Source organism: Butyrivibrio sp. LB2008 (assembly GCF_000621565.1).
In the GTDB taxonomy this organism is placed as follows: domain Bacteria; phylum Bacillota; class Clostridia; order Lachnospirales; family Lachnospiraceae; genus Butyrivibrio.
Genome location: NZ_KK211307.1, coordinates 313091 through 336776 on the forward strand (window position 1 = coordinate 313091; position 23686 = coordinate 336776).

At 40.9% G+C, this 23686-nt stretch carries 24 protein-coding genes; 23 read left to right on the forward strand and 1 reads right to left on the reverse strand.

All coding sequences use genetic code 11. The features are described from left to right. Positions 1–3: 3 nt before the first annotated feature. From T356_RS0116145 to T356_RS0116175, 6 genes are all read left to right on the forward strand, one after another. A complete protein-coding gene (locus tag T356_RS0116145) occupies positions 4–1491 on the forward strand; it encodes a flagellar hook-length control protein FliK (protein WP_026515391.1) in 1488 nt (495 codons plus the stop codon). 22 nt (positions 1492–1513) lie between these two features. Then, positions 1514–2425: a flagellar hook capping FlgD N-terminal domain-containing protein gene (locus T356_RS20635; RefSeq protein WP_051563501.1), complete on the forward strand. Its 912-nt coding sequence runs from the start codon at positions 1514–1516 to the stop codon at positions 2423–2425. Between the two features lie 12 nt (positions 2426–2437). Then, the gene (locus T356_RS0116155; RefSeq protein WP_026515392.1) at positions 2438–2863 is read left to right on the forward strand and encodes a TIGR02530 family flagellar biosynthesis protein; all 426 of its coding nucleotides are present in this window, start codon (positions 2438–2440) and stop codon (positions 2861–2863) included. 149 nt (positions 2864–3012) lie between these two features. Then, the gene (locus tag T356_RS21595; protein WP_051563502.1) at positions 3013–6165 is read left to right on the forward strand and encodes a flagellar hook-basal body complex protein; all 3153 of its coding nucleotides are present in this window, start codon (positions 3013–3015) and stop codon (positions 6163–6165) included. A gap of 104 nt (positions 6166–6269) precedes the next feature. Next, the gene (locus tag T356_RS0116170; protein ID WP_026515393.1) at positions 6270–6563 is read left to right on the forward strand and encodes a BrnT family toxin; all 294 of its coding nucleotides are present in this window, start codon (positions 6270–6272) and stop codon (positions 6561–6563) included. After that, positions 6560–6799 (forward strand): CopG family antitoxin, encoded by a 240-nt coding sequence (locus T356_RS0116175; RefSeq protein ID WP_051563503.1) that lies wholly within the window; start codon positions 6560–6562, stop codon positions 6797–6799. Before T356_RS0116170 ends, T356_RS0116175 begins: the two co-directional genes overlap by 4 nt. Positions 6800–6864: 65 nt before the next feature. On the opposite strand, the gene T356_RS0116180 is transcribed toward T356_RS0116175, so the two are convergent. Continuing rightward, complete coding sequence (locus tag T356_RS0116180; protein ID WP_026515395.1) at positions 6865–7434, reverse strand: tyrosine-type recombinase/integrase; 570 nt, start codon at positions 7432–7434, stop codon at positions 6865–6867. Positions 7435–7735: 301 nt separating this feature from the next. Between T356_RS0116180 and T356_RS0116185 the strand changes: the two genes are divergently transcribed. The 17 genes from T356_RS0116185 to T356_RS0116265 all read left to right on the forward strand — a co-directional run bounded on the left by T356_RS0116185 (position 7736) and on the right by T356_RS0116265 (position 23584). Next, positions 7736–8668 carry a hypothetical protein gene (locus T356_RS0116185; protein WP_026515396.1) on the forward strand — a complete coding sequence of 311 codons (933 nt, stop codon included), beginning with the start codon at positions 7736–7738 and terminating at the stop codon, positions 8666–8668. A 410-nt stretch (positions 8669–9078) separates the two neighbouring features. Further along, complete coding sequence (locus T356_RS20940) at positions 9079–9252, forward strand: flagellar FlbD family protein (RefSeq protein WP_242846630.1); 174 nt, start codon at positions 9079–9081, stop codon at positions 9250–9252. Between the two features lie 51 nt (positions 9253–9303). Next, positions 9304–10113, forward strand: a complete 810-nt coding sequence (locus T356_RS0116195) for a motility protein A (protein ID WP_026515397.1) — start codon at positions 9304–9306, stop codon at positions 10111–10113. After that, positions 10113–10946 carry an OmpA/MotB family protein gene (locus T356_RS0116200; protein ID WP_026515398.1) on the forward strand — a complete coding sequence of 278 codons (834 nt, stop codon included), beginning with the start codon at positions 10113–10115 and terminating at the stop codon, positions 10944–10946. Before T356_RS0116195 ends, T356_RS0116200 begins: the two co-directional genes overlap by 1 nt. Positions 10947–10963: 17 nt before the next feature. Then, the gene (locus tag T356_RS0116205) at positions 10964–11512 is read left to right on the forward strand and encodes a flagellar basal body-associated FliL family protein (RefSeq protein ID WP_026515399.1); all 549 of its coding nucleotides are present in this window, start codon (positions 10964–10966) and stop codon (positions 11510–11512) included. A gap of 60 nt (positions 11513–11572) precedes the next feature. Continuing rightward, positions 11573–12556 (forward strand): flagellar motor switch protein FliM, encoded by a 984-nt coding sequence (fliM, locus tag T356_RS0116210; protein ID WP_026515400.1) that lies wholly within the window; start codon positions 11573–11575, stop codon positions 12554–12556. Between the two features lie 4 nt (positions 12557–12560). Further along, entirely contained in the window at positions 12561–13826 is a 1266-nt protein-coding gene (gene fliY, locus T356_RS0116215) for a flagellar motor switch phosphatase FliY (RefSeq protein ID WP_026515401.1), read from the forward strand. Positions 13827–13850: 24 nt separating this feature from the next. Continuing rightward, positions 13851–14192, forward strand: a complete 342-nt coding sequence (locus T356_RS0116220) for a flagellar biosynthetic protein FliO (protein WP_035781393.1) — start codon at positions 13851–13853, stop codon at positions 14190–14192. A gap of 4 nt (positions 14193–14196) precedes the next feature. Further along, positions 14197–15141, forward strand: coding sequence for a flagellar type III secretion system pore protein FliP (gene fliP, locus T356_RS0116225; RefSeq protein WP_081777889.1), 945 nt, complete (start codon positions 14197–14199; stop codon positions 15139–15141). Positions 15142–15177: 36 nt separating this feature from the next. Beyond that, positions 15178–15450 carry a flagellar biosynthesis protein FliQ gene (fliQ, locus tag T356_RS0116230; RefSeq protein ID WP_026515404.1) on the forward strand — a complete coding sequence of 91 codons (273 nt, stop codon included), beginning with the start codon at positions 15178–15180 and terminating at the stop codon, positions 15448–15450. Between the two features lie 14 nt (positions 15451–15464). Further along, the gene (fliR, locus tag T356_RS0116235; protein ID WP_026515405.1) at positions 15465–16250 is read left to right on the forward strand and encodes a flagellar biosynthetic protein FliR; all 786 of its coding nucleotides are present in this window, start codon (positions 15465–15467) and stop codon (positions 16248–16250) included. Then, positions 16225–17379 (forward strand): flagellar biosynthesis protein FlhB, encoded by a 1155-nt coding sequence (flhB, locus tag T356_RS0116240; protein WP_026515406.1) that lies wholly within the window; start codon positions 16225–16227, stop codon positions 17377–17379. The genes fliR and flhB overlap by 26 nt, the downstream gene beginning before the upstream one ends. Before the next feature lie 63 nt (positions 17380–17442). Further along, positions 17443–19500 (forward strand): flagellar biosynthesis protein FlhA, encoded by a 2058-nt coding sequence (gene flhA, locus T356_RS0116245; protein ID WP_026515407.1) that lies wholly within the window; start codon positions 17443–17445, stop codon positions 19498–19500. Next, on the forward strand, positions 19501–20775 hold the full coding sequence (gene flhF / locus T356_RS0116250) for a flagellar biosynthesis protein FlhF (protein WP_026515408.1): 1275 nt from the start codon (positions 19501–19503) through the stop codon (positions 20773–20775). It begins immediately after the preceding gene. Positions 20776–20792: 17 nt separating this feature from the next. Further along, complete coding sequence (locus T356_RS19850; RefSeq protein WP_051563504.1) at positions 20793–21722, forward strand: MinD/ParA family protein; 930 nt, start codon at positions 20793–20795, stop codon at positions 21720–21722. A gap of 66 nt (positions 21723–21788) precedes the next feature. Further along, a complete protein-coding gene (locus T356_RS0116260; protein WP_026515409.1) occupies positions 21789–22511 on the forward strand; it encodes a flagellar brake protein in 723 nt (240 codons plus the stop codon). A gap of 2 nt (positions 22512–22513) precedes the next feature. Beyond that, positions 22514–23584 carry a protein-glutamate methylesterase/protein-glutamine glutaminase gene (locus T356_RS0116265; protein WP_081777890.1) on the forward strand — a complete coding sequence of 357 codons (1071 nt, stop codon included), beginning with the start codon at positions 22514–22516 and terminating at the stop codon, positions 23582–23584. Positions 23585–23686 lie beyond the last annotated feature (102 nt).

A 23686-nucleotide genomic window follows, 5' to 3' on the forward strand; every position in this document is an offset into this window, starting at 1 on the left:
GCTATGGGCAGTGCAACAAATTCTATCAGTGCAGCCATGAATTTTATGGCGGGTGGCACTGCAGCCTCAAATGTTTCAGCCGTAACAATGCCTGAAGGATATGATATTAAAGGCTCGGCGAGCTTTGATAATATCTTAAACAAGGCAAATGACGCATTGACACAGATAAATACTTCTCGAACACAAAAAGATGTATCTGTGCCAAATGAAAAGGCGAAAACAAATGTATCGGAGCAGAAGGAAACTGCCGGTGTTGCTGCAAATAATGTTAAAAGCGACACTACGGATACCGGAACCGTTGATACAAAGAGCGCGGTAGTTACGGAAGAAACAAGTGGCAAGGAAGCCGGTAAAGAGCTGCAGGAGGCCATTGCAGAAGAAGGCAAAAAGCTGATCACCCAAATTGCTGAAGAGCTTGATATATCTGAGGAAGATATTGTAAATGCGATGCAGGTATTGGGAATCACGGCGGCAGATCTGTTTAACCCCGACAACTTGATTCAACTTGTTACAGCAGTGGGCGGCCAGGATGAGGCGGTAAATCTTATCACAGACTCAGAACTCTATACATCATTGCAGGACCTCATGGAGGGTGCGGATAGTATGAGAAGTGAGCTTATGAATGAGCTTAACTTAACTGAGGAAGATTTTAATAACGCTGTCAGCCAAATACATGAGGAATTTTCTCAGGTGACGGAAAAGGTTGCAGAACCTGATACACAATCAGAACCTGTAATTGAGATAAACGATCTAAGACAGGACAAGGATATCGAGAATCCTGCCGATAAAGAACAAGGCAAGGAAATTAAAAATGATATCTCTACGGACAGGGCTGATGTGGTCAAAGAAGAATTCAAACCCGTCGAAAATTCCAATAATACAACAAAGAATAACAATCAGTCAGCGAACTATAATCACGGTTCTGAAGGAGCAACAGTATTCAATCAGTTCCTGAATGGAGTTACCGATGCGATAAACGGAACTCAGGCAGCGGATGAGATGCTTGCATATACCGACAGAGCCCAGATGGAAAATATCGTAAGACAGATTACCGAGAAGATTACTGTTTCGTCGACAGAAGATGTTACAAAGATGGAACTTCAGCTTCATCCCGCAAGCCTCGGTAATGTAAATATTCTTCTTACAAGCGGTAAAGACGGTATTGTTGCAAGATTTACAGCGCAGAATGAAATCGTAAAAGAAGCTGTGGAGAGCCAGATGCTTCAGCTTCAGCAGAAATTCGAAGCGCACGGCATTAAAGTTACTTCTATAGAAGTTACCGTTTCAAGCCATGCTTTTGAAGAGAATCTTCAACAGCAGGGAGGAAGCTCCGGAAATAATGAGCAGGCTTCCAAAGGAAGAAAAGGACTTCGAAGAATAAATCTTCTTGATGCGGATGATATTGCAGTTGATACAGAAATGGACGATGCCGAGAGAATATCGGCTCAAATGATGGCTATGAGCGGAAACACTGTAGATTTCAGTGCATAAGCCGGTCGGAAAAGAGGTTAATATGGCAGATGTTAATTCTGTTAGTGCAGTAGTTAAAGACGGTAAAGTTCAAAATACCGGCGGAACCAAAGATACAAAAGAACAAGAAAAAGCTAAACAGGCCAAGGGATACGACAAGGATTCTTTTCTTAAGATCCTTGTCGCCCAGATGAAGTATCAGGATCCCATGGAGCCGACTTCAAATACTGAGTATATCTCACAGTATGCTACCTTTACTCAGGTTGAGCAGATGAACAACATGGCAAATGCAATGAGTTTGTCAAGAGCATCTGAGATGGTAGGAAAGACTGTAACTATTACTCAGACTAATCCGGATACCAAAAAGACAACCGAGATTCAGGGTGTTGTTGACTTTGTTACCTATAGCGGTAATAAGGCATTCCTTAACGTTAACGGAACTAATTACAATGTTGATGATGTTACTCAGGTTATTGGTGATGAGTATGCTACCGCGCACAAAAATGCTGTTGATTTCATGGAGAAAATCGATAAACTTCCCAATCTTATTGAACTTGTCAGCCTTGGTGAGTATGGAGAGAGTATATGGGCACTTGATGAAACTTATAAAGGCTTTGATAAGAAAACAACAGATCTTATCGATAAGGATTATGAGACATCACTTAAGCAGTATGTTGGCAGAATTGAAGAACTTGAGAGCACTATGCAGGGATTTTTGGATGAAATTGAGGCTCTTCCTGCCGACCTTGAGCAGATTACTCTTGAAGAGCATGGAGAAAAGATTGATTCTCTTTATGAGCGTTACATGAATATCGATCAGAAGACAAGATACTACATTGATCCTGAAGGAGCATATTCAACGGGACTTTTACATTATGTCAACAAGATCGATGATCTCAGAGGAGACGAACACAGAACATATACCAAAAAAGCTACAAATGCTACAAACGCATAGGAGGTATAAGCTATGACAATGGATGGTCGTCAGTTTATGTCCATAGGGCAGGTGCAAGACCAATATTTACATGGGAATGTGCCAAAAACAGATAAGAATAAACAAAATATTCCAACCGGTGAAAATTCTTTTGCATCAGTACTAAATAAAATCCAAGACTCTGCCGATAATAATATCAGCACGGAGAATCTTAGATTTTCTAAGCATGCAGTAAACAGACTCAATGACAGAAACATTGAGCTTTCTGCGGAACAGATGCAGAGACTTAACCGCGGAAAAGCTGAAGCCGGTGAAAAGGGAATAAAAGAGTCACTTATTTTGGTTGACCAGCTTGCATTTATAGTAAATGTTCCCAATAACATGGTGGTTACAGCTATGGATCAGACAGAAAACAAAAACAATGTATTTACAAACATAGACGGTGCAGTGATCGTATGATTGGACCGAAGCGGCAAAAAGGCCTGAAGTGCCATGCCGTCAGGAAATCTTAACTTCCCGACCGACAGAAGGAAGTTCTTTGACGAAAATCACGACGCATCCGTCCAAAATCAAACAGTTATATTTTTTATGATGGAGGACTTTGCCTTATGATGAGATCTCTTTATTCTGGTGTAGCAGGACTTAAGACACATCAGACAAAAATGGACGTTATCGGTAACAACATCGCCAACGTTAACACAACTTCTTACAAATCACAGTCAATCACATTCTCTGATCTTATGTATCAGACTACTCAGACAGCTTCAGGTGCTACAGAGACAAAGGGTGGTGTAAACGCACGTCAGATCGGTCTTGGTGCTAAATCAGGAGCTATCAATACTGCAATCACATCTCAGGGAACAACACAGACAACAAATAACCCTTTTGATATCATGATCACAGGTCAGTCATTCTTCGTTGTTAACAACGGTGTTGAGAATCTTTATACAAGAGACGGTTCATTCTATGTTGACGGTGCGGGAAATCTTGCAATGCAGTCAAACGGATATCTTGTACAGGGCTGGGCAGCACAGGAAGATAGAGAGACAGGTGAGATTACTGTTAATAAGAATGGCGGACTTTCCAGCCTTCAGATCATGAGCCCCGCTAACTTTACATATTCACCTGCATCAACAACAGCAGCATATTTCAATGGAAATATTGATGATAATGATACAAATGTAAAGTCTGATGATGGTAAAGTTATCACACTTGAGTTCTATGACAATAAGGGCTATCTCTATACAGGAAAGTTTACACTTAAGAACACAGCTCCCAAGGAAAATCATCTGTATGCTCTTACGCTTACAGATATCCTTGATTCTTCAGGAAAGTCTATTAATGACAACGAGAAGAAGTATGACCTTATGAGCCAGATCTCATTTGGTGATATCGGAAATGAGCAGAGAACTTCCAAGCCTCAGGTAACACAGCCTACATATAGTGTTAGTGCAGGAGCAGATTCTTCTGTTATTACAATCAATAAAGAAGGCGGAGATGTTAAGTTTGATAAGGTTCCTTCAAACGGAAAACTTACAGATCTTATGTCGCCTGAATATAGTAAGAATGATAAGCTTGCAAACCTCTTAAATGATGCTTACGGTCTTTCAGATGAAGCTATCAAGGGAGAGTACCCCGGATATCTCACAGCTGAATATACAATCGGCGATGACGGAAAGATCACAATTAATAGCACAGTAAAGAATGTTCCTTCACTTTTGACGGCGGAGAATGTAATCTTTGATGCTACAAAGTTTACTAATGAGAATATTAAGAATCCCAATACCGAAAGAAAATATTTCGTCAATGCCGCAACACAGAAAGCATATAAAGTTCCTACTTCAACAGGTACATTTACAGGACAGGCTTCAAATGACATTTCAGCTGAGATGCTTAGAGATGTATTTGGAATTAATGAGACATTTGGTGCGGGATATAAGTTTACTTATGATGATGCCGGATATCTTTCAATTTATAAGAATGTTGAAATTCAGAGCACAAAAGGCACAGTAGATCAGATTTACAGCCAGCTTGAAAAGTTCGCTGACGGAGATAATAAATCACTTATTGACGCACTTGCTTCTTTTAGGGCTTCAGGTGGTACACTTAATACTCTTAATTATGAGTATTCAAATGGCCAGATTACTATAATGCAGCCCGGAACCGAGCCTGCAGACGGCAATAAATCATTTAACATGGATTTCAATGCTGATGATATAGGTGCATTTACCAGTCTTGCTGATGGTACAAAGGGGATCCCGACAAATCTTAACTGGGGTACAAATGATGCACTTGATCTTTCATATGAGAAAATAAGCGATATCGCAAATGATAGTAATGGCACCTATTCTGCTGAGGAAAAGGCTCTTGCACAGAAAATTCTGGATCAGGTAGGTACATACTTTTCTGATAGAACAACTAATCTTCCGGGAATAACAAGTGATGATATAGCTGATCTCAAGATAAGGGTTATTGATATGAGCGGAACGCCGGGAATTGACATTATTTATCCTTCAACTAAGCCTGCTGAGAAGCCGTTCCCTGATGCAACTGCAACATTACCTACAACTTATGAGAATAAGCCTTTTGCGAATGCACATTATAAGGACACAGATTATAAGTCTGAGACACCTAAGTATGTATACAATAGTTCAAATACATACGGAACTTCATATTATCTTCTTGGCGATAAGCTTGAAACTACAATAACCAAGAGTACAATTAATGCTGATTTCCTTAGAACAGTATTCCCCGGAGCAGATGCAGATATTACAAAGCTTCTTGCAGAGATGGATCTTAATCCTAACAGAGAATACAAGATGACAGTTGAGTCATCTGGATATCTTTCAATCACACACAAAGAGCCCAGCGAAGGAAAGTCGCCTGTGTATGACACCAAAGCTGATGATGGATCATTTACATACAAGACAAATCAGGCTTATGAAGATGTTCCCAGAATGGGTAATATTTCAGACCTTCTTGAGACATCAAACGGTAAGTACAAAGGGCTTCTTAGCAAGGTATATGGAATAAGCGATGAGATGGCTGATGCTTACGGACTTGACGGAACATATTCAATTGACAATACACCCGGATCATCAACATTTGGACAGATTTCACTCAGAACAGGTGATCATTCGATCCAGCTTAAGTTTAATGCTGATGACGGATCAATTCAGGCTGCAGACAATGGCAAGGACGGTAAGGTAAATATTACATTTGGTCAGGGATATCCCGGACTTGAGGCATTTGGATTCCAGGCTTCACCCAACAATGCAGCAGAGCGGGAGAGAGCATATACAATTTCAGTAGACTTTTCTTCTCTTACAAACTACAACACAAGCGGTTCTGCAACAATCAAGGCTGTTAAGGGTGACATGCATTCACTTAACACAGGTCGTGCTGTTGGTGAGATGAACGGCGTATCTGTAAGTGATAACGGACAGATTTACGCATCATATTCAAACGGACAGACAAAGCTTTTGGGACAGATCGCATCAGCTGAGTTTGCTAATGCATCAGGTCTTTCAAAGCAGGGTGACAACCTCTATGCTTCAACACTTAACTCAGGTGAGGCAACTGTTCAGGATATTACAACTGACGGTGGCTACATGAGCACAGGCGTTTTGGAAATGTCAAACGTAGACCTTTCAGCTCAGTTTACAGAGATGATCACAACACAGCGTGGTTTCCAGGCTAACAGCCGTATCATCACAGTATCAGATACACTTCTTGAGGAGCTTACAAACCTTAAGAGATAATAATTAAAGTTATAAATCATATCATAAGGCAAGCGCCCATATCCGGTCGGGGATGTGGGCGCTTTTTTCTTGAATCATATTTATTTAATATGTATAATATATGTATGAATGAAATAAGTTTTGAATGGGATGAAAATAAGAATACAATAAATAAAGATAAACATGGCGTATCATTTGAAGAAGCTAGAACAGTTTTTTATGATGAGGATGCTCTTTTGGAATATGATGAGGATCATTCAGTACAAGAAGATCGGTTTCGTATTCTCGGGATGAGTTATTCCGGAAAAGTGCTTATGGTTGTACATTGCATTCGAGAAGAATCAGTTATCAGAATTATATCATCTCGAAAAGCGAAAGAAAATGAACGCAAAGGTTATGAAAGGAGTAAGGGTTTATGAAGAAAATAAATGAGGATGATGAATTTTTGGAAAAAGAATTTGATTTTAGTAAAGCAGTTAAGAATCCTTATGCTAAAAAGCTTCAAAAAAAGATAACCATGAATGTCAGAGAAGATGCACTGGAGTATTTTAAAAAGCAGTCGTCTGAATCTGGAATCCCATATCAAACACTCATAAATCTATATCTTATTGATTGTGCAGACCATAATAAAAAACTTGAAATCCAGTGGAAATAATGTAAGCGGCCACATCCCGGTAGGGATGTGGCCATATTTTGTAATCATGAAGTTGAATTTAGCTATCATACTAACTCGACATGGCTTTGGAGGGCTTCCTCCATCTCGCGGGCGTCTACGCCGAGGTATCTTTTGGTGATATCGGGAGAAGAGTGCTGGAAGAACTCCATTACAAGGACTATGTTGTAACCGTTGTCTTCGTACAAACGCATTCCGCAGTATTTTCTGAAGCTGTGTGTTGATACGTTTTCGTATCCGAGATATTCACAGACTTTGTGCAAGTATTTTTGTACGGCTCGTTCACTAATGATGAATATCAGCTCATCATTTTTGATATTGTTTTCTTTGATATAATCTTTCAGATGGTTGTAATACGCTTCTGAAACAGTCTTATACCGCTTTTTCTTTGTTTTCTTTTCAATGATATTTATCTTATGAACATTTCCGGCTGCAATAAAGCTTGAGGGCTTCAGAGCAAGAATGTCTTCGATGCGAATCCCTAAATTGGCCTCTGCAATAAGAATCTCCGCAATGCGATGGTTTGCGCGGAACTGTTTGGAAGCTCCGACGCGCATTGTCTCAATTATTTCAGTGTATTGTTCTCTGGTGATCGGTACGGTTGCGTATTGTCCCATTTTCAAGTCCTTTATTAAATCTATTGCCTCTCCATGTTATTTTGAGCCTATTTTTCCGTAAAATTCATATAATGGAATTTGGCGTTAAAATTAAGCATATCGATAGTATATACGCATTTATTGCGTTTTTCAATGATTTTGGGTTCGCATAATATGCATTTTGCGAACTTTATATACGTGTACAATGTGTACACTGTAATGTACACATTACAAGTTGAAAGTTTGTGCGTGCGATGTTACAATGAAATCATTAAAATACGAATAAAGTGTAATTTTGTTCTGAAATTGAGAAGGAGACAAGATGAGTGATAAAGAGACATTAAAAGAAGAACGGATGACGGATGATACAACAAAGCCTCGCACAATGAGGCTTACAGATGAAACTTTTGAATACATCAAGAAACTTGCCGCACAGCTTGGAGGAAACCAACAACATGCAGTTTCTGAGCTCTTAAGGGTATATGAAGGGCAGGCTGAAAAAGATTCTCTTCCTGCAGGCGCTGAACAGCTTGAGGAATTTGAGAATTACCAGGCCAAGATGCATGATATATTCATGAATCTGATCAGATCAAGAAATGATGCAGCGGAACTTGCACGCGTTGATTATGCAAAACAGCTTGATACTAAGGATGAGATTATCTGCGAACTTCAGAATTCATTAAAAGATCTTAAGTCCGGAGAAGGCGATGCGAAGGAAAAAGCAGAGACACTAAGTAAGGAATATGAAGAGCTGAAAAAAGATATGCAGGATCAGATTGACAGGCTGAAAAAAGAACTTAAAGAATCGGAAGATAAAAATGATGAACTAAAAAAGCAGATTTCTTCAATGAAAGAAGAACTTGCGGGAGCAAAAGAAAGCGAAAATGAAATAAGAAAGCGATATGATGAAAGAGTTTCAGCTTCCACCAAACTTATGGACGAGGTGGAGGAACTCAAAAACAGAGAGAATCCCTTAAGAGAAAATATTTCAAAAGTTGCTTCCGAGAACAGGATATTACTTGCTGAGAATGCGAGACTTTCACAGGAAAACCAATCGCTCAGGGATGATATTGAATCGCTTAAAACTTCACATACGGCAGAGATTAAGCTAATCACCGCCAATGTGGAACTTAAGGCGAAAAATGATGCATATAAAGAACTTCTTGCTGAAAAAGATAAGTATTCACAGCTTATTGAAAAGATAAAATATGACAGGACAGAAAAATTGATCGACAATCTGAAAAATAAAGAATGAGTTTTTGAAAGAAAAATGCATAAAAATTAATGCGTGTAAATTAAAATTAACCACGTAACAGAAAAAGCCTACATCTCCAAGAAGTGTGGGCTTTTTGATTTTGTCAAGAAAAATAGCAGACAGTTCTGTTTCTTTTTCTTATTTGATGGTGTACAGTGACCGAAAATGTGATAGAATGAATTGAATACCACTATATATGGTATAGTTAGAATATAATGTAACATAATTGCAAACTTTATTTCATTCATTTTGCTCTTAAATGAAATTATGATTCAAATTGGGCTAAAAAATTTGCTATTAAGCAAGAATTAAGTAAAAGCATATGGTAAAATTAATATGCTAAGAAATTAAGTTTCGTTTCTGGTCTATTTTTTCACAAAAAACTTGTAATTTTATATCAGAAGGTGATTATGAACAAAGGAATTATTGAGCTTACAAAAATGGATACGCGTAAGATTCTCATTAATCCGAGCATGATCGAGTCAGTGGAGAGCAATCTTGATACAATCGTGGTCTTACATACCGGAAGAAAGCTCATTGTTAAAGAGAGTATGGAAGATATTTGCAGTCTTATCAATTCCTGAAACTTGCGGAATGAGATGTTGACAAAATTTTTTTTATGAGAGGTAAATGCTGTGGATATTGCGTCGCTTATCGGTGTAATAATGGGACTGGTGCTGATGCTTTTGGGAATTATAACTTCCGGAGGTATCGGTTCAGTTGGAAATTTCTTGGATCTTCCTTCAGCGCTTGTTACATTCGGCGGATCGTTGATGGCTGTTTTGGCATCAAGATCGCTTCCGGAGTTTACCGGCGCGCTTAAGTGCTATACGAAAATATTTAAAGTTACATCTGATGATACCAAAACGGTTATCAAGCAGATCATCGACCTTTCCAATACAGCGAGAAAGGAAGGACTTCTTGCCCTTGAGGAAGCTGCCGGAAATCTTGACGACGCTTTTATGAAAAAGGGCGTTATGCTTATAGTCGACGGTACCGAGCCTGAGCTTGTTAAGAGCATTCTTGAGGCTGAGATTGATGCTATGGCAGAGAGACACAAAGGAAACTATTCGGTATTTGAAGATATTGCCGCACAGGGTCCTGCCTGGGGTATGATCGGTACCCTTTTGGGACTTGTTAACATGCTTAATGACATGAGTGATGCATCCAAGATCGGACCGTCCATGGCGACAGCTCTTATCACAACACTTTACGGTTCACTCATGGCGAACTGGTTCTGCTTCCCGGCTTCAACCAAACTAAAGGCAAGAAGTAATGCGGAATATATGTCAAAGAGTATTGTTATTGAAGGACTTTTGTCCATACAGGCAGGTGAGAACCCGCGTGTAACGGAAGAAAAGCTTAAATCATTCTTGTCACCTGTTGAGAGGACAGCTTATGAAGCTGAGACCGGATCCGGCTCAGCGGGCGGAGGCGAAGAATAATGGCAAAAAAAGCAGAAGAAGTAAAACCGGGCGCGCCTGCGTGGACTTCGACATTTGGAGATCTGATGAATCTGCTTCTTTGTTTCTTCGTACTTCTTTTCTCCATGTCAACCATGGATGCTGCCAAGTTTGAAGAAGTTGCGGCATCGTTTAGTTCGGCGTTTGGATTTTTCTCCGGTGGTGAAATGGCTATCGGTGAAGGCGCACTTATAGGAGATGGTATTTCGCAGCTCTCAGAGTTATCAAGTTACATCACTTCAATGGGACTTGCCCAGAGCGGAGAGGATTCCGACAGCGAAGAAGCTAAAGTCGGTGACATGCAGCAACAGGAACTTATGGAAGCTGCTGAAGAAGAACAGCTTGAGGCATCGGCAGAGCTTGCTGAGAAGATTGAAGAAGCTTTAAATGAAGAGGATATCGCTGACGTGGTTGCTCTTAATTATACAAGCCAGTTTGTTCAGCTTACGATACAGGGATCTATTCTGTTTGATTCTGCAAAGACAGATATCAAGGAAGATGCCATTCCCGTTATTGATAAAGTGGGACAGATACTTGAGTCTTATGCGGGCGGAACTGTGGCAATCGAGGGGCATACAGACAATGTTCCGATGTCTTCCGGCGGTAAGTATGCTAATAATGATGAACTAAGCTCCGGTAGAGCTCTTTCGGTTTTTTATTATTTGTGCGATCATACCAATCTTGATCCTGCAAATATAGTCCATACCGGAAGAGGAGAATACAATCCCATAGCGGATAACTCTACCGATGAGGGAAGAGCGCGCAACAGACGAGTTGAGATTAAAGTATACAATCCACTTAGTTCTTCATACTAATAGAGGGGGATTTTTTAATGAAAAAGAATTTATTATCTATAATTATATTGGCGCTGCTTGTTGTAAATATTGCCATGACGGGATTTATGCTCCTTAGTGTTATGACAACAAATTCCCAGACAGCAAAGCTTGTTTCCGACATTGCAGTTGCACTTGAACTTGAGGCAAGCGGCGGAGCAGGAGGCGGATTTGCGCTTGAACCGTCAGAACCTGCGGGAGTCAATGAAATTGCAACATTTGGTTTTGTCGGAAATCAGGACAGACTTACAATCAACCTTAAACCCGGAAGTGACGGCAAGTCACACATGATGGTTGTTGAGGTTGTTTTCTCTATGAATATGGGAAATGCTGATTATGCTACATATGGTTCATCTGAATCACTTGCAAGCATGAGAGATCTTGTAAAGTCAATTGTTACCGAGACACTTGCCGATTACTCCATGGAAGAACTTCAGCAGAAAGAAGTCAGCCAGGAAGCAAGGTCAAAGATTGTCGAGAAAGTTCAGGAGTTGTTTAATTCCAACTTTATCTATGATGTTAATTTCAGCAGCGTAATTTATCAGTAATGCTGCATTTATTATTGAAGGATACGCCGATAGAACCTTATCGGAGGAAGGAGATCCAACTTGAGCGAAGTACTGTCACAAAATGAAATAGATGGTCTGTTGGCAGCACTTAATAGCGGTGAACTTGATGTAGATCAGATGCAAGCCGCAGACGAGAAAAAAGTCAAAGATTACGACTTTAAACGTCCGGCTAAGTTTTCCAAGGAACATCTTAGGACTTTGGAGATGATTTATGAGCACTACGGAAGACTTTTGTCTACTACATTGCCTTTATATCTTAGAAAGAATGTTACGGTGTCGGTTGCTAACTCTGAGACGGTTACTTATTCGGAATTCAGCAATGCGCTTTCGAACCCTGTTATTCTCGGAGTCATTAGTTTTCTTCCTTTACAGGGTACGATTATTTTGGAACTGCAGGCCAACATCGGATTCTCATTTATTGACAGGATGCTTGGAGGTACAGGCATCGGACTTGATAAACCGAGACCATTCACCGATATTGAGATGCCACTTATAGAAAAGCTTGTTACCATTTGCATGCAGCTGATGGTAGAGCCGTGGCAGAATGTTGTTTCTATCAACCCGGTAATGGAGAGAATAGAGACAAATCCGCAGTTTGCACAGGTTATTTCACCTACAGATATGATCGCCATCGTTACACTCAATATCAAGATTGGTGAGACGGAGGGACTTATGAATGTTTGTCTTCCTTATTTTACCCTTGAGAGTGTCATGGATAAGCTTAATACCAAGTTCTGGTTCTCTACAATGCAGAAGAATGCAGATGAGGACTTTGGAGAATATCTGGAGACAATGGTCAAACATGTTGATGTTCCCGTTAAAGCTGTTCTTGGTAAGTGCAATGTATCAGTTAATGATTTTGTTCATTTACAACCGGGAGACATTATCAGACTGGACAACAGAGTAAATACAGATATGCAGGTTTACGTAGGAAATCTGTATAAATTCACCGGATTGCCCGGTACTACGAAAGATAAATACGCCGTCAGGATTACGTCGGTAGTAAGAGAGGAGGAAGAGTAGGAGCATGGATGGAATGTTATCTCAAGATGAAATAAATGCTTTGCTATCCGGCATGGATACAACAGCCGGTGGAGAAGGTGATGCTCCGGCTGCAGAAGCACCTTCCGATAGTTCGGATATTCCGGTAACCAACGGCGCACCGGCGGGTGGCGACGCTATAGATGAGACTCTTTTAAATGATTCGGAAAAAGATGCCATCGGTGAGGTGGCAAATATAAGTATGGGATCTTCAGCAACTACGCTGTATTCCCTTGTTAATCAGAAGGTTAATATTACAACTCCTCAGGTTGAACTTGCCAACTGGGAAAATGTAATAAATAACTATGAGCGTCCTTGTGTCTTCATTCAGATCAAATATACGGTAGGACTTGACGGAACCAATATCCTGATCTTAAAAGAGCGCGATGTTATGGTTATCACCGATCTTATGATGGGGGGAGACGGAACAAATATAGCCGGAGAGATTGGCGAACTTCAGCTTTCAGCTATTTCTGAAGCCATGAACCAGATGATGGGTGCTTCGGCGACATCTCTTTCTACAATGATCAATCAGAAGGTCGATATCAGTCCTCCGCAGGCTGTTCTTCTTGATATGATCAATGACGATCCATCGGATATTGCGGAGTTCCTAAGCGGAACATTCGTTAAGATATCATTTAAGATGCAGGTCGGAGACCTTGTGGATTCAACTCTTATGCAGTTGTATCCTATTGATTTTGCAAAGGCATTAAAAGATCTTGTAATTACTGATGCCGGATCCGGAAATGAACCTGCACCTGCGCCTGCTCCTGAACCCGCACCGGCACCTGCTCCCGAACCTGCACCGGCAGCTCCGGATCCAAATATGATGGCACAACCGCAGATGGGAATGCCACAGATGCAGATGCCGCAAATGCAGATGCCTCAGATGGGCATGCCACAGATGCAGACTCCGCAGATGGGAATGCCACAGATGCAGATGCCGCAGATGATGAATATGAACATTCAGCCTGCGCAGTTCCAGACATTTGCCGGCGGACCTGCGATGATGCCGGGAGGGGAGAATATCGGCATCATCAAGGATGTACCATTGGAAGTTACGGTTGAGCTTGGAAGAACGGCTAAGCCTATTTCGGATATTCTCGATTTTGCACCTGGTACAATCATTGAGCTTGATAAAGTTGCCGGCGAGCCTGTCGATGTGCTTGTAAACGGCAAGTTCGTTGCAAAAGGCGAGGTAGTAGTAATTGAAGAAAGTTTCGGTGTTCGTGTGACCGAGATTGTTCAGTAAAGATTTTGATGGAGTGTTTACATAATGACAGCTGATTCTTACTTACAGTTTATTGCCATTTTGATCATCTTTGTTGTTGTCCTTGGGCTTACTTATTATGTGACTAAGTGGCTTGCGGGCTACCAGAAGGAGAAGAACACCGGCAAAAATATCGAAGTTCTTGAGACGGGCAGGATTTCCACAACAAAGTATATCCAGATAGTTCGCCTGGGGAACAAATATATGGCTATTGCTGTAGGTAAAGATGAGGTTACAGCATTATGTGAGCTTGACAAAGAGTCTTTGTTTTTTGACGACCATGAGAATACCGCAACGCTTAGCTTTAGCGAGATTCTTGAAAAAATAAAAAGCGAGTTTAAGAAGTAAGATTATGAATAAAAAGTGGGGAGAAAATAAAAAGAATAGTTGTGAAAAACGTCGTTTGAAAAAAGGGGTGTTTATCGCCTTTTTGTCTGTTTTTCTTATACTCTTTTTGTCATTTTTTGTGCCCGTTACGGTAGCGGCTACTCAAAATGTAATTGAAGATACTACACCTACCGATCCTACAACATCTGGAAAGTCTAATCTGACAGGTTCTGAAGCTGAGCGAACGAATATTACAGATCCAGGCTCTGCAGAGTCCCCTGATGACCTTAAAAAACTTAATATTGCAAATACGGTTACGGTCACATATGACAACGGAAACGGGTCACTGAGCGGATCGCTTAGGATACTTATTACATTAACGCTCATTTCCATTGCGCCGACGCTTCTTGTGATGATGACTTCTTTTACGAGAATCATCGTTGCGCTTCATTTCACCAGAACCGCTATTGGAACCCAAACATCTCCTCCGAATCTGGTGATGGTTGGGATTGCTTTGTTTATGACCCTTTTCATCATGCAGCCTACTTTGACTACTGTTTATAATGATGCAGTTATTCCTTTTGAGCAGGGACAGATGGATCAAAAGGAATTTGCAAAGGTTGCCATGGCTCCTTTCAGGCAGTTTATGTACGGTCAGACTCAGACTAAGGATGTTAAGCTCTTTATGGAGATAAATAAGACTGAATGGGATGGTGAACTTGAGAGTATTCCCAACGTTGTTCTTATTCCGAGTTTTATTGTAAGTGAGCTCAGAACCGCGTTTATTATAGGTTTTTTGATCTATATTCCTTTTATTGTTATCGACATGGTCGTGGCATCTGTACTTATGAGTATGGGTATGATGATGCTACCGCCGACTACAATTTCTATGCCGTTTAAGATCCTTTTGTTTGTTCTTGCGGATGGCTGGAGCCTTATTATCGGTAATCTTGTTAAGTCATTTTATTAGTTTTGGGTATGAGACAGGGGAGGAAAAAGAGTTTTTATGATAACAATGGCGGATATTAATACAATAGTGAATCAGTGTCTTATGCTCGTTATAAAGATGTCGCTTCCGGTTCTTTTGACATCTATGATCGTAGGACTTGTGATTTCGATATTTCAGACCGTTACATCTATTCAGGAACAGACGCTGACTTTTGTTCCTAAGGTTATTTGCGTATTTATCGTGATCATGATCACCGGAAACTGGATGATGACCGAGCTTACAGGATTTATATCGCTGATATGGTCTGATTTTTCGAAATATGTTCGATAAGCCGGAGGTGAAGCATGATTGATTACGGCTTCAGATACGGTGATCTGGAAATATTTTTGTTAATAGTTGTAAGAGTTACAAGTTTTATCTTTGTTTGCCCTTTCTTTGGAGGAAGACAGACACCGAACCTGATAAAAGTCGGATTTGGACTTATTTTGTCGGCGCTGATCTACAGAGCGGTACCTTACACGGCGCCATCGTATAACACGCTGATTGGTTATACGGTCATAGTTCTCAAAGAGGTTACGGTCGGTTTTCTTATTGGATATGCTGTTCAGTTGTGCCAGCTTATTATCAACTTTGCCGGACAGATAGTAGATATGCAGATCGGATTATCTATGGTAAACCTGTTTGATCCAAATACAAATGAGCAGGTTACGATCACCGGTCAGCTTTATTCGCAGGTGCTTATTATTTCGCTGATAATTTCCGGAATGTACAGATATATTCTGGATTCACTGATTGATACATTTACACTGATCCCTATTAACGGTGCGGTCATTCACAGCGACAGGATGCTCAATGCTGTTGTTGCTTTTTTAAGAGACTATATAGTTATAGGATTCAGAATCAGTCTTCCGATATTTATCATTACTTTTATAACGAATGTTGTTCTTGGTGTTCTTGCCAAGGTCTCACCGCAGATGAACATGTTCTCTGTAGGTATTCAGATCAAGATAGTTGTTGGGCTTATGGTTATGCTTATCACGGTTTCGATGCTGGGAGATGCGTCAAACTTTATTTTTACAAATATGAAGGAGCTTATGCAGGAATTTGTATACAGTATGCAGAAGGGCTGATGCAGAATACAAGCCGTTTTTAATTGAATACAATCTGCAGTTCTTTGCCGAAGATGCCAACGGCGCGGAGAAATCCGAGCAGCCTACCGCCAAGAAACTTGAAGATGCGAGAAAAGATGGACAGGTTGCAAAGAGCCAGGAAGTTGCTACGGCATTCAGCCTTCTTTCGCTTTTTTTGATCTTGAGAATTGCATATTCTCTTATGGGGAGTATTTTCACCAATATTTTTGCAAGGGTATACGACAATATACCGCTTGTTGCAAGGACCTACGAGGGGCGTTTGCCTGTTGCACATATCACAAACATCATTCATAACGCGATGCTGACACTTCTTTTGTTATGTGCTCCATTTTTTATAGTGGGATTTATAGTTGCATTTATTTGTGATTTTATTCAGGTTGGATACAAACCGACCACAAAGCCGCTGCAACCAAAGCTTTCCAAGCTAAATCCCGTATCGGGAATGAAAAAGATTTTTTCCGCGAGGAAGCTTTTTGAACTTGCAAAATCAATCCTAAAGCTCATAGTAATGGGATTTGTCATCTACTCATTCTTTTCAAAGAGAAATGACTATCTGTTTCTGTTATATGACATGCCGCTAAGTCAGGCAATCGGACTTATGGGGAATCTTATCATCGATCTTGGGCTTAGAGTTGCCATTGCGTATATGATCATCGCATTTGCGGATTTCATTTATCAGAAGCGCAAATTTACCAAAGATATGATGATGACCAAGCAGGAAGTAAAGGATGAGTTCAAGAATTCAGAAGGAAGTCCTGAGGTTAAGTCCGCTCAGAAGAGAAGGATGATGGAAGCATCAAGGCGAAGAATGATGCAATCCGTTCCACAGGCGGATGTGGTAATCACGAACCCGACGCACTATGCTGTTGCCATAAAGTATGATGCAGAAGAAGCCGATGCTCCCATTGTTGTTGCAAAGGGTGCTGATTTCATGGCTCAGAAGATAAAAGAGCTTGCTAAAGAAAATAATGTAGAAATTGTAGAAAATAAGCCGCTTGCGCGTATGCTTTACGCAAACGTTGAAGTCGGAGAGCTCGTTCCGCCGGAACTTTATAAGGCTGTTGCCGAAGTTCTTGCATATGTATATCACTTAAAAGGTAAGGCCTGATATACGGGAATGAGTCATTAAGTAATTAAGTCATAAAGATTTTTTAGGAAAGGAGAGTGCGGCATGGACGCGAAAAAAATAAGAGACCGTGTATACGATTACGGCCTTGCTCTATATATTGTTGCGGCTATTGTTATGCTCATTATTCCGCTTCGTGACTGGGTGCTGGATATTCTCCTTGCTTTTGACATGTCACTTTCTTTTGTGATCATGTTTACTGCTATGTTTGCAGCCGATGTTCTGGATATGTCGTTCTTCCCTACGATACTTCTTTTTACGACTATCTTCAGAATCGCGCTGAATGTTTCATCTACCCGTCTTATCCTCACAGAAGGTGGCGCGGGAAAAGTAATTGAGGTATTCGGTTCCTTTGTTGGCGGAGGTGACCTTATCGTCGGAGCTATTGTCTATGTAATTCTCATCATCGTTCAGCTTATGGTAATTAACAAAGGTTCCGAACGAGTTGCGGAAGTATCTGCGAGATTTACTCTTGATGCCATGCCCGGTAAACAGATGGCTATCGATGCCGATCTTAACACCGGAGCGATAACAGATGTTGAGGCAAAAGAGAGAAGACAAAAGATTCAGGACGAAGCAAGTTTCTTCGGAGCCATGGACGGTGCTACGAAGTATGTAAAAGGAGATTCTACCGCAGGTCTTATAATTACAGCGGTCAATCTTATAGGCGGTATTGCCATGGGTGTCCTTAGAAAGGGTATGGATATTGGTACTGCCATTAACACATATTCAATCCTTACGATGGGTGACGGACTTGTAAGTTCAATCCCTTCACTTATGATCTCGATGTCGACAGGTATCCTTGTTACTAAGGGGTCAAAAGAGGCAGATTTTGGCCATGTTCTTATCGGCCAGCTTTTTGGTATGCCAAAGACTTTGTATCTTGTTGGCGGCGTTTTGGCAGGGCTTGGAATCGCATCGCCTCTTCCGACACTTCTTTATGTAGCGTTCGGAGCAGGATTTATTCTTCTCGGTAGAGTTGCGAGCCAGACTATTGAAGAGGTTGCGGTTGAAGGAGAAGTTGCATCACCTGAAGAACAGCAGGCTGAGGAAATTAGACAGCCTGAGAATGTAACGAGCCTTTTGCAGGTTGATCCTATCGAGCTTGAGTTTGGCTACGGTATTATTCCACTTGCCGACGTCAATCAGGGCGGAGATCTTCTTGACCGAGTAGTTATGATCAGAAGACAGGTTGCGCTTGAACTTGGTACTGTTGTTCCAATTATTCGACTTCGAGATAATATTCAGTTGAATCCTAATCAATATATCATTAAAATTAAAGGTATACAGGTAAGTGACGGAGAGATTTTGTTTGACCATTACATGGCGATGAATCCCGGTCACGTCGAGGAGGAAATTACAGGTATTCCTACATTTGAGCCTTCTTTCCACCTTCCTGCCATTTGGATCACGGAAGGACAGAGAGAAAGAGCGGAGAGTTTTGGCTATACCGTAGTAGATCCGCCGTCTATCATTGCTACACATTTGACGGAGATAATAAGAGAACACATCGCAGAACTTCTTACAAGGCAGGATGTACAGAACCTTGTAGACAATTTGAAAGAGAACAATCATGCTCTTGTGGATGAGCTTGTGCCTAAGCTTATGAGTCTCGGTGAGATTGAGAAAGTTCTACAGAATCTCCTTCGTGAAGGCATTTCTATAAGAGACCTTGTGACAATATTCGAGACGCTTGCAGATTTTGCTCCGTCCACACACGATCCCGATATTCTTACAGAGTATGTGAGACAGAGCCTTAAGAGAGCAATCTCGAACAAGTTCTTTGTACCGGGAGAGACGACAAGTGTTGTTACACTTGATCCTAAGATTGAGCAGGAGATCATGAGCAGTGTCAAGCAGACAGAGACAGGTGCTTATCTTACACTTGATCCTGCCAGAACCAAGTCTATTCTTACTGCCGTGGGAGAACAGGTCAAGAAACTTGAAGATGCGGGCAAACAGGCGATCATAATGGCGTCACCTATAGTGCGTATGTACTTTAAGAAAATGACAGAAGACTACTATAAGGATCTGGTGGTTATTTCATATAACGAAGTCGAAGCCAGTATCGAACTACAATCGGTGGGGATGGTAACTGCGTAAATGATTATTAAAAAGTATGTTGGAAAAAATGAAAGCGAAGCGACCGATGAGGCAAAAAAGGAGCTTGGGGGAAACATAGTCGTAATGAACGTACGACCTGTTAAAAAGTCCGGCTTTTTGTCGCTTTTTCAGTCTCAGAAGATCGAGGTGACTGTAGCGCTTGAGGAGGAACCTGAGAGGCCGGTAAGGACAACTCTATCTCCGCAGAAGCCCAAAGTGCAGGAAAATAGAAGCTCTTTTGACAATTCGCAAAGAGATACCGTGATCTCAGCGGCTGTCAATGCGACAAAAGTTGCTTCAGCAAAGGAAGATAACAGCGCGATTGAAGAGAAACTTGATAATCTCAGTTCTCTTTTGGAAAAAAATATTCTCAAAAACGAGAAAGACGTTGTTTCGCCGCAGAATAGCAAAGAAACGAAAGTTGTTCCCGAGAATGTGGATATGTCGGTTAAAACTTCTCAAAATGATATATCCGAAGAGACACTTTCTTTCATAAAATTGTTATATAATACTCTTATAGAAAATGAAGTTGATGAGATCTATGTCAATCAGCTCACCGATGAGGTTGAGAAGATAAGCAAACCGGGACTTCCTTTTGATTATGCGCTTGCTAACGTATATCAGAAGATGGTTCTTAAGTTCGGCAAATCCGATCCCATAAAGGACACAGAAGAAAAACCGGTTGCCGAGATTTTTATAGGACCTACGGGTGTCGGTAAGACAACCACGATAGCAAAGCTTGCATCTGAGCTTACTGTTTCGAGAAAAAAGAAAGTAGCTCTTTTGACTATGGATACATACAGGATTGCTGCTGCAGAGCAGCTTCGCACTTATGCTTCAATCCTGGAGATACCGTTTAGGGTTATATATTCTGTTGATGAGATGAAGCAGGCCGCTGAAGATTTCAGGGAGTACGACTATATTATGGTCGATACTGCAGGGCATTCTCTCAAGAATGAAGAACTTATCAGAGATGTTGAGAACTACATTAGGGCGCTTGAAGACCTTATGGAGTGCGAAAACTATCTTGTTTTGTCTGCAACCACCAAATATCGCGATCTGATCGAGATATCAGACGCTTATTCTGAGATGGTTGCATATAAGCTTATTTTTACAAAGATGGATGAGACAGGTGCAAAAGGTAACCTTTACAACATAAGGATGCACACGGGGGCACCGGTTGCGTATATTACAAACGGACAGAACGTTCCGGATGACATTGCGGTGTTTGATGCACAGAAAATTGTAAAGAACCTTCTTGGCGGAAAAAGTTGATTTGGGGATAGTTATATATGGATCAGGCGCAACAGCTTAGAAATATTATAAAAAATTCAAATAAGCCTCAGCGTCCGCTTGCTAGAATTATCACCGTAACAAGCGGAAAAGGTGGCGTAGGTAAATCGAATGTTTCCATAAATCTTGCTGTACAGTTCAGGAAAATGGGAAAAAGAGTTATCATCCTGGACGCGGATTTCGGACTTGCAAATATTGAGATAATGTTCGGAACGGTACCGAAGCATAATTTATGTGACCTTATTTATCAGGGCAAGAATATAAAAGATATCATAACCTGGGGACCGGAAGGAGTCGGATTTATCTCCGGCGGATCGGGTATCTCCGGAATGTATAATCTCAGCAGAGATTATCTCGTATATATTATCGTTAATCTTGCCGAACTTGATGCAATTGCTGATATAATAATAATAGATACAGGTGCGGGTATTTCGAGCGCGGTAATGGAGTTCCTTGTGGCAAGCGGTGAAATTATACTTGTGACAACTCCCGAGCCTACATCGATAACCGATTCCTATTCACTTCTTAAGGCGCTTAATCAGTCTCCTCGTTTTTCGAGAGAAAACACTAAGGTGAAAGTTGTTTCAAACAGAGTGACATCTGCTGATGAAGGACAACAGCTGTTTAATAAGCTGAATGCGGTTGTTGCCAGATATTTGAAACTTCCTTTGTCTTATATGGGAGCAATTCCGCAGGATCAGTATCTTGCAAGAAGTGTCATGCAGCAGTCACCGGTTTCATTGCAATATCCGAACGCCAAATCGGTAAAGGCGTTTGAGAACATTGCCAATCAGCTCATGAATCCGGGAAGCCAGGAAGAAGTAAAGCAGAGAGGAATGGCAGCTTTTTTCTCTCACATTATTACAGGAAGGAAGCTTAGCAGCAAGGAGACGACACAAGGACAACGAACAACTTCATTTGAAAACTGATAAGATGCCGGATTGACGGTGTTTTATCAGGTTTATAAATATGGCAGATTGGAGACTAGGTAATTTATGCTCACAGATTACATTGCGCCCGGAATCAGGGTGGAACTGAAAGCTACCGGTAAAGTCTGGATGGATGAGGATACGCGAACGAGACACATCTATATGAGCAAAGTCATGGATGTGACTTCGGATGACAGAATTGAAGTCCTTATGCCGTTTGAAAAAGGTAAACTTGTTCTACTGCCTGTTGATGGAGAATACAGCTTATGCTTCTACAGTACAAAAGGGTTGTACCAATGCTATTCAAGAATAGTGGATAGATACAGAAGCGACAATATGTATATTCTGGTACTCGACCTTACTAGTGAGTTACAACGGCTCCAGAGGCGAGAGTACTACAGATTTAGCTGTGCGCTTGAACTTAAGTCTCGAACCTGCACAAAAGGAGAGCTGGAAGCCTTTGAAAAGAACAGAAAATTTTTGGTTGATAAGACCAAACCGCTACAACGGAGCGTTATAGTTGATATAAGCGGAGGGGGCCTAAGATTTGTGGCCAACTTCCAATACGAAGAGGGCAGCATAGTTTACTGCTCATATCGTTTACCGAGGGGGGCGAACGACAGAGAATATGAAATGATTTGCAGCATATTAAAAGTACAAGAGTTAGAAAGTAGACCGGGTTTATTTGAACATCGTATCCAATATGTGTATATCGATGAACCTTCCAGAGAAGATATTATCCACTTCATCTTTGAGGAAGAACGAAAAATAAGAAAGAAGCAAACATAATTATGAAAAAAATTTTGATAATTGATGATTCTGCACTTATGAGAACAGTTCTTAGTGATATTATTAACTCAGATTCAAGATTCCAGGTAGCTGACAAGGCTAAAGACGGGATTGAGGGTTTGGAGCGCTTAAAGCAGAATACTTATGATGCTGTCGTACTTGATATTAATATGCCGAGAATGGACGGTATCACAATGCTTAAAGAACTTCATAAAAATGGGATAAAAGCCAAAATAATGATGGCGAGCACCGATACAAAAGAAGGTGCGAAAGTTACTATGGATGCGCTTGATCTGGGAGCACTTGATTTTGTGCACAAGCCGGACAGAGCATCTGAGTGTAAGGGAGACGAGTTTTGCAAGCTTTTCCTTAATACTCTCGCCGCAGTTGCAGACAGTAAGGCACCGGGAACAAGTAAGACATTTTCTTTTGACGAAGCAAAAGAATCCCGTAAAGTTGTCGAACTGGTCACAAAATCCGCGAGTAAGATAACGGGTAACAGGATTGTTGCAATTGCAAGTTCCACAGGCGGGCCGAGGGCATTACAGTCTGTAATTCCAAAGCTTCCCAAAAACCTCAAAACTCCTGTAGTTATTGTTCAGCACATGCCGGAAGGCTTTACAGCATCACTTGCTGAAAGACTGGACTCTCTGAGTGAAGTACATGTAAAAGAAGCTGCCGAAGGAGATGTATTGGCACCGGGAACGGTTTATATCTCAAAAGGCGGAAAACACATGCATATCATTAAGAATGCAGGAAAGAGTGTTGTTCATTACGTGGACGGACCAACCAGAGAAGGCGTAAGACCTTGTGCAAATTTCATGTATGAATCACTTGTTGATTCCGATTATGATGAAGTTTGCTGCGTAGTATTGACCGGAATGGGCGCCGATGGAACTGAGGGAATCAAGAATCTTAAATCTAGAAAGAAAGTACATGTAATCGGTCAGGAAGAAAGTACCTGCACCGTTTACGGAATGCCCAAATCAGTAGCAACTGCTGGACTTGTTGATCAGGTTGTAAAACTTGATGATATTGCCCAGGAAATCATAATGAATGTTGGTGTTAATTGAGGGTGTATACTTTTTGATTCTCTTTATCTAAAATCCATTACCCTCCATTGAATACCAATATTTGACATCATAATTGCATGACTAAACAAATTCACTTATGGA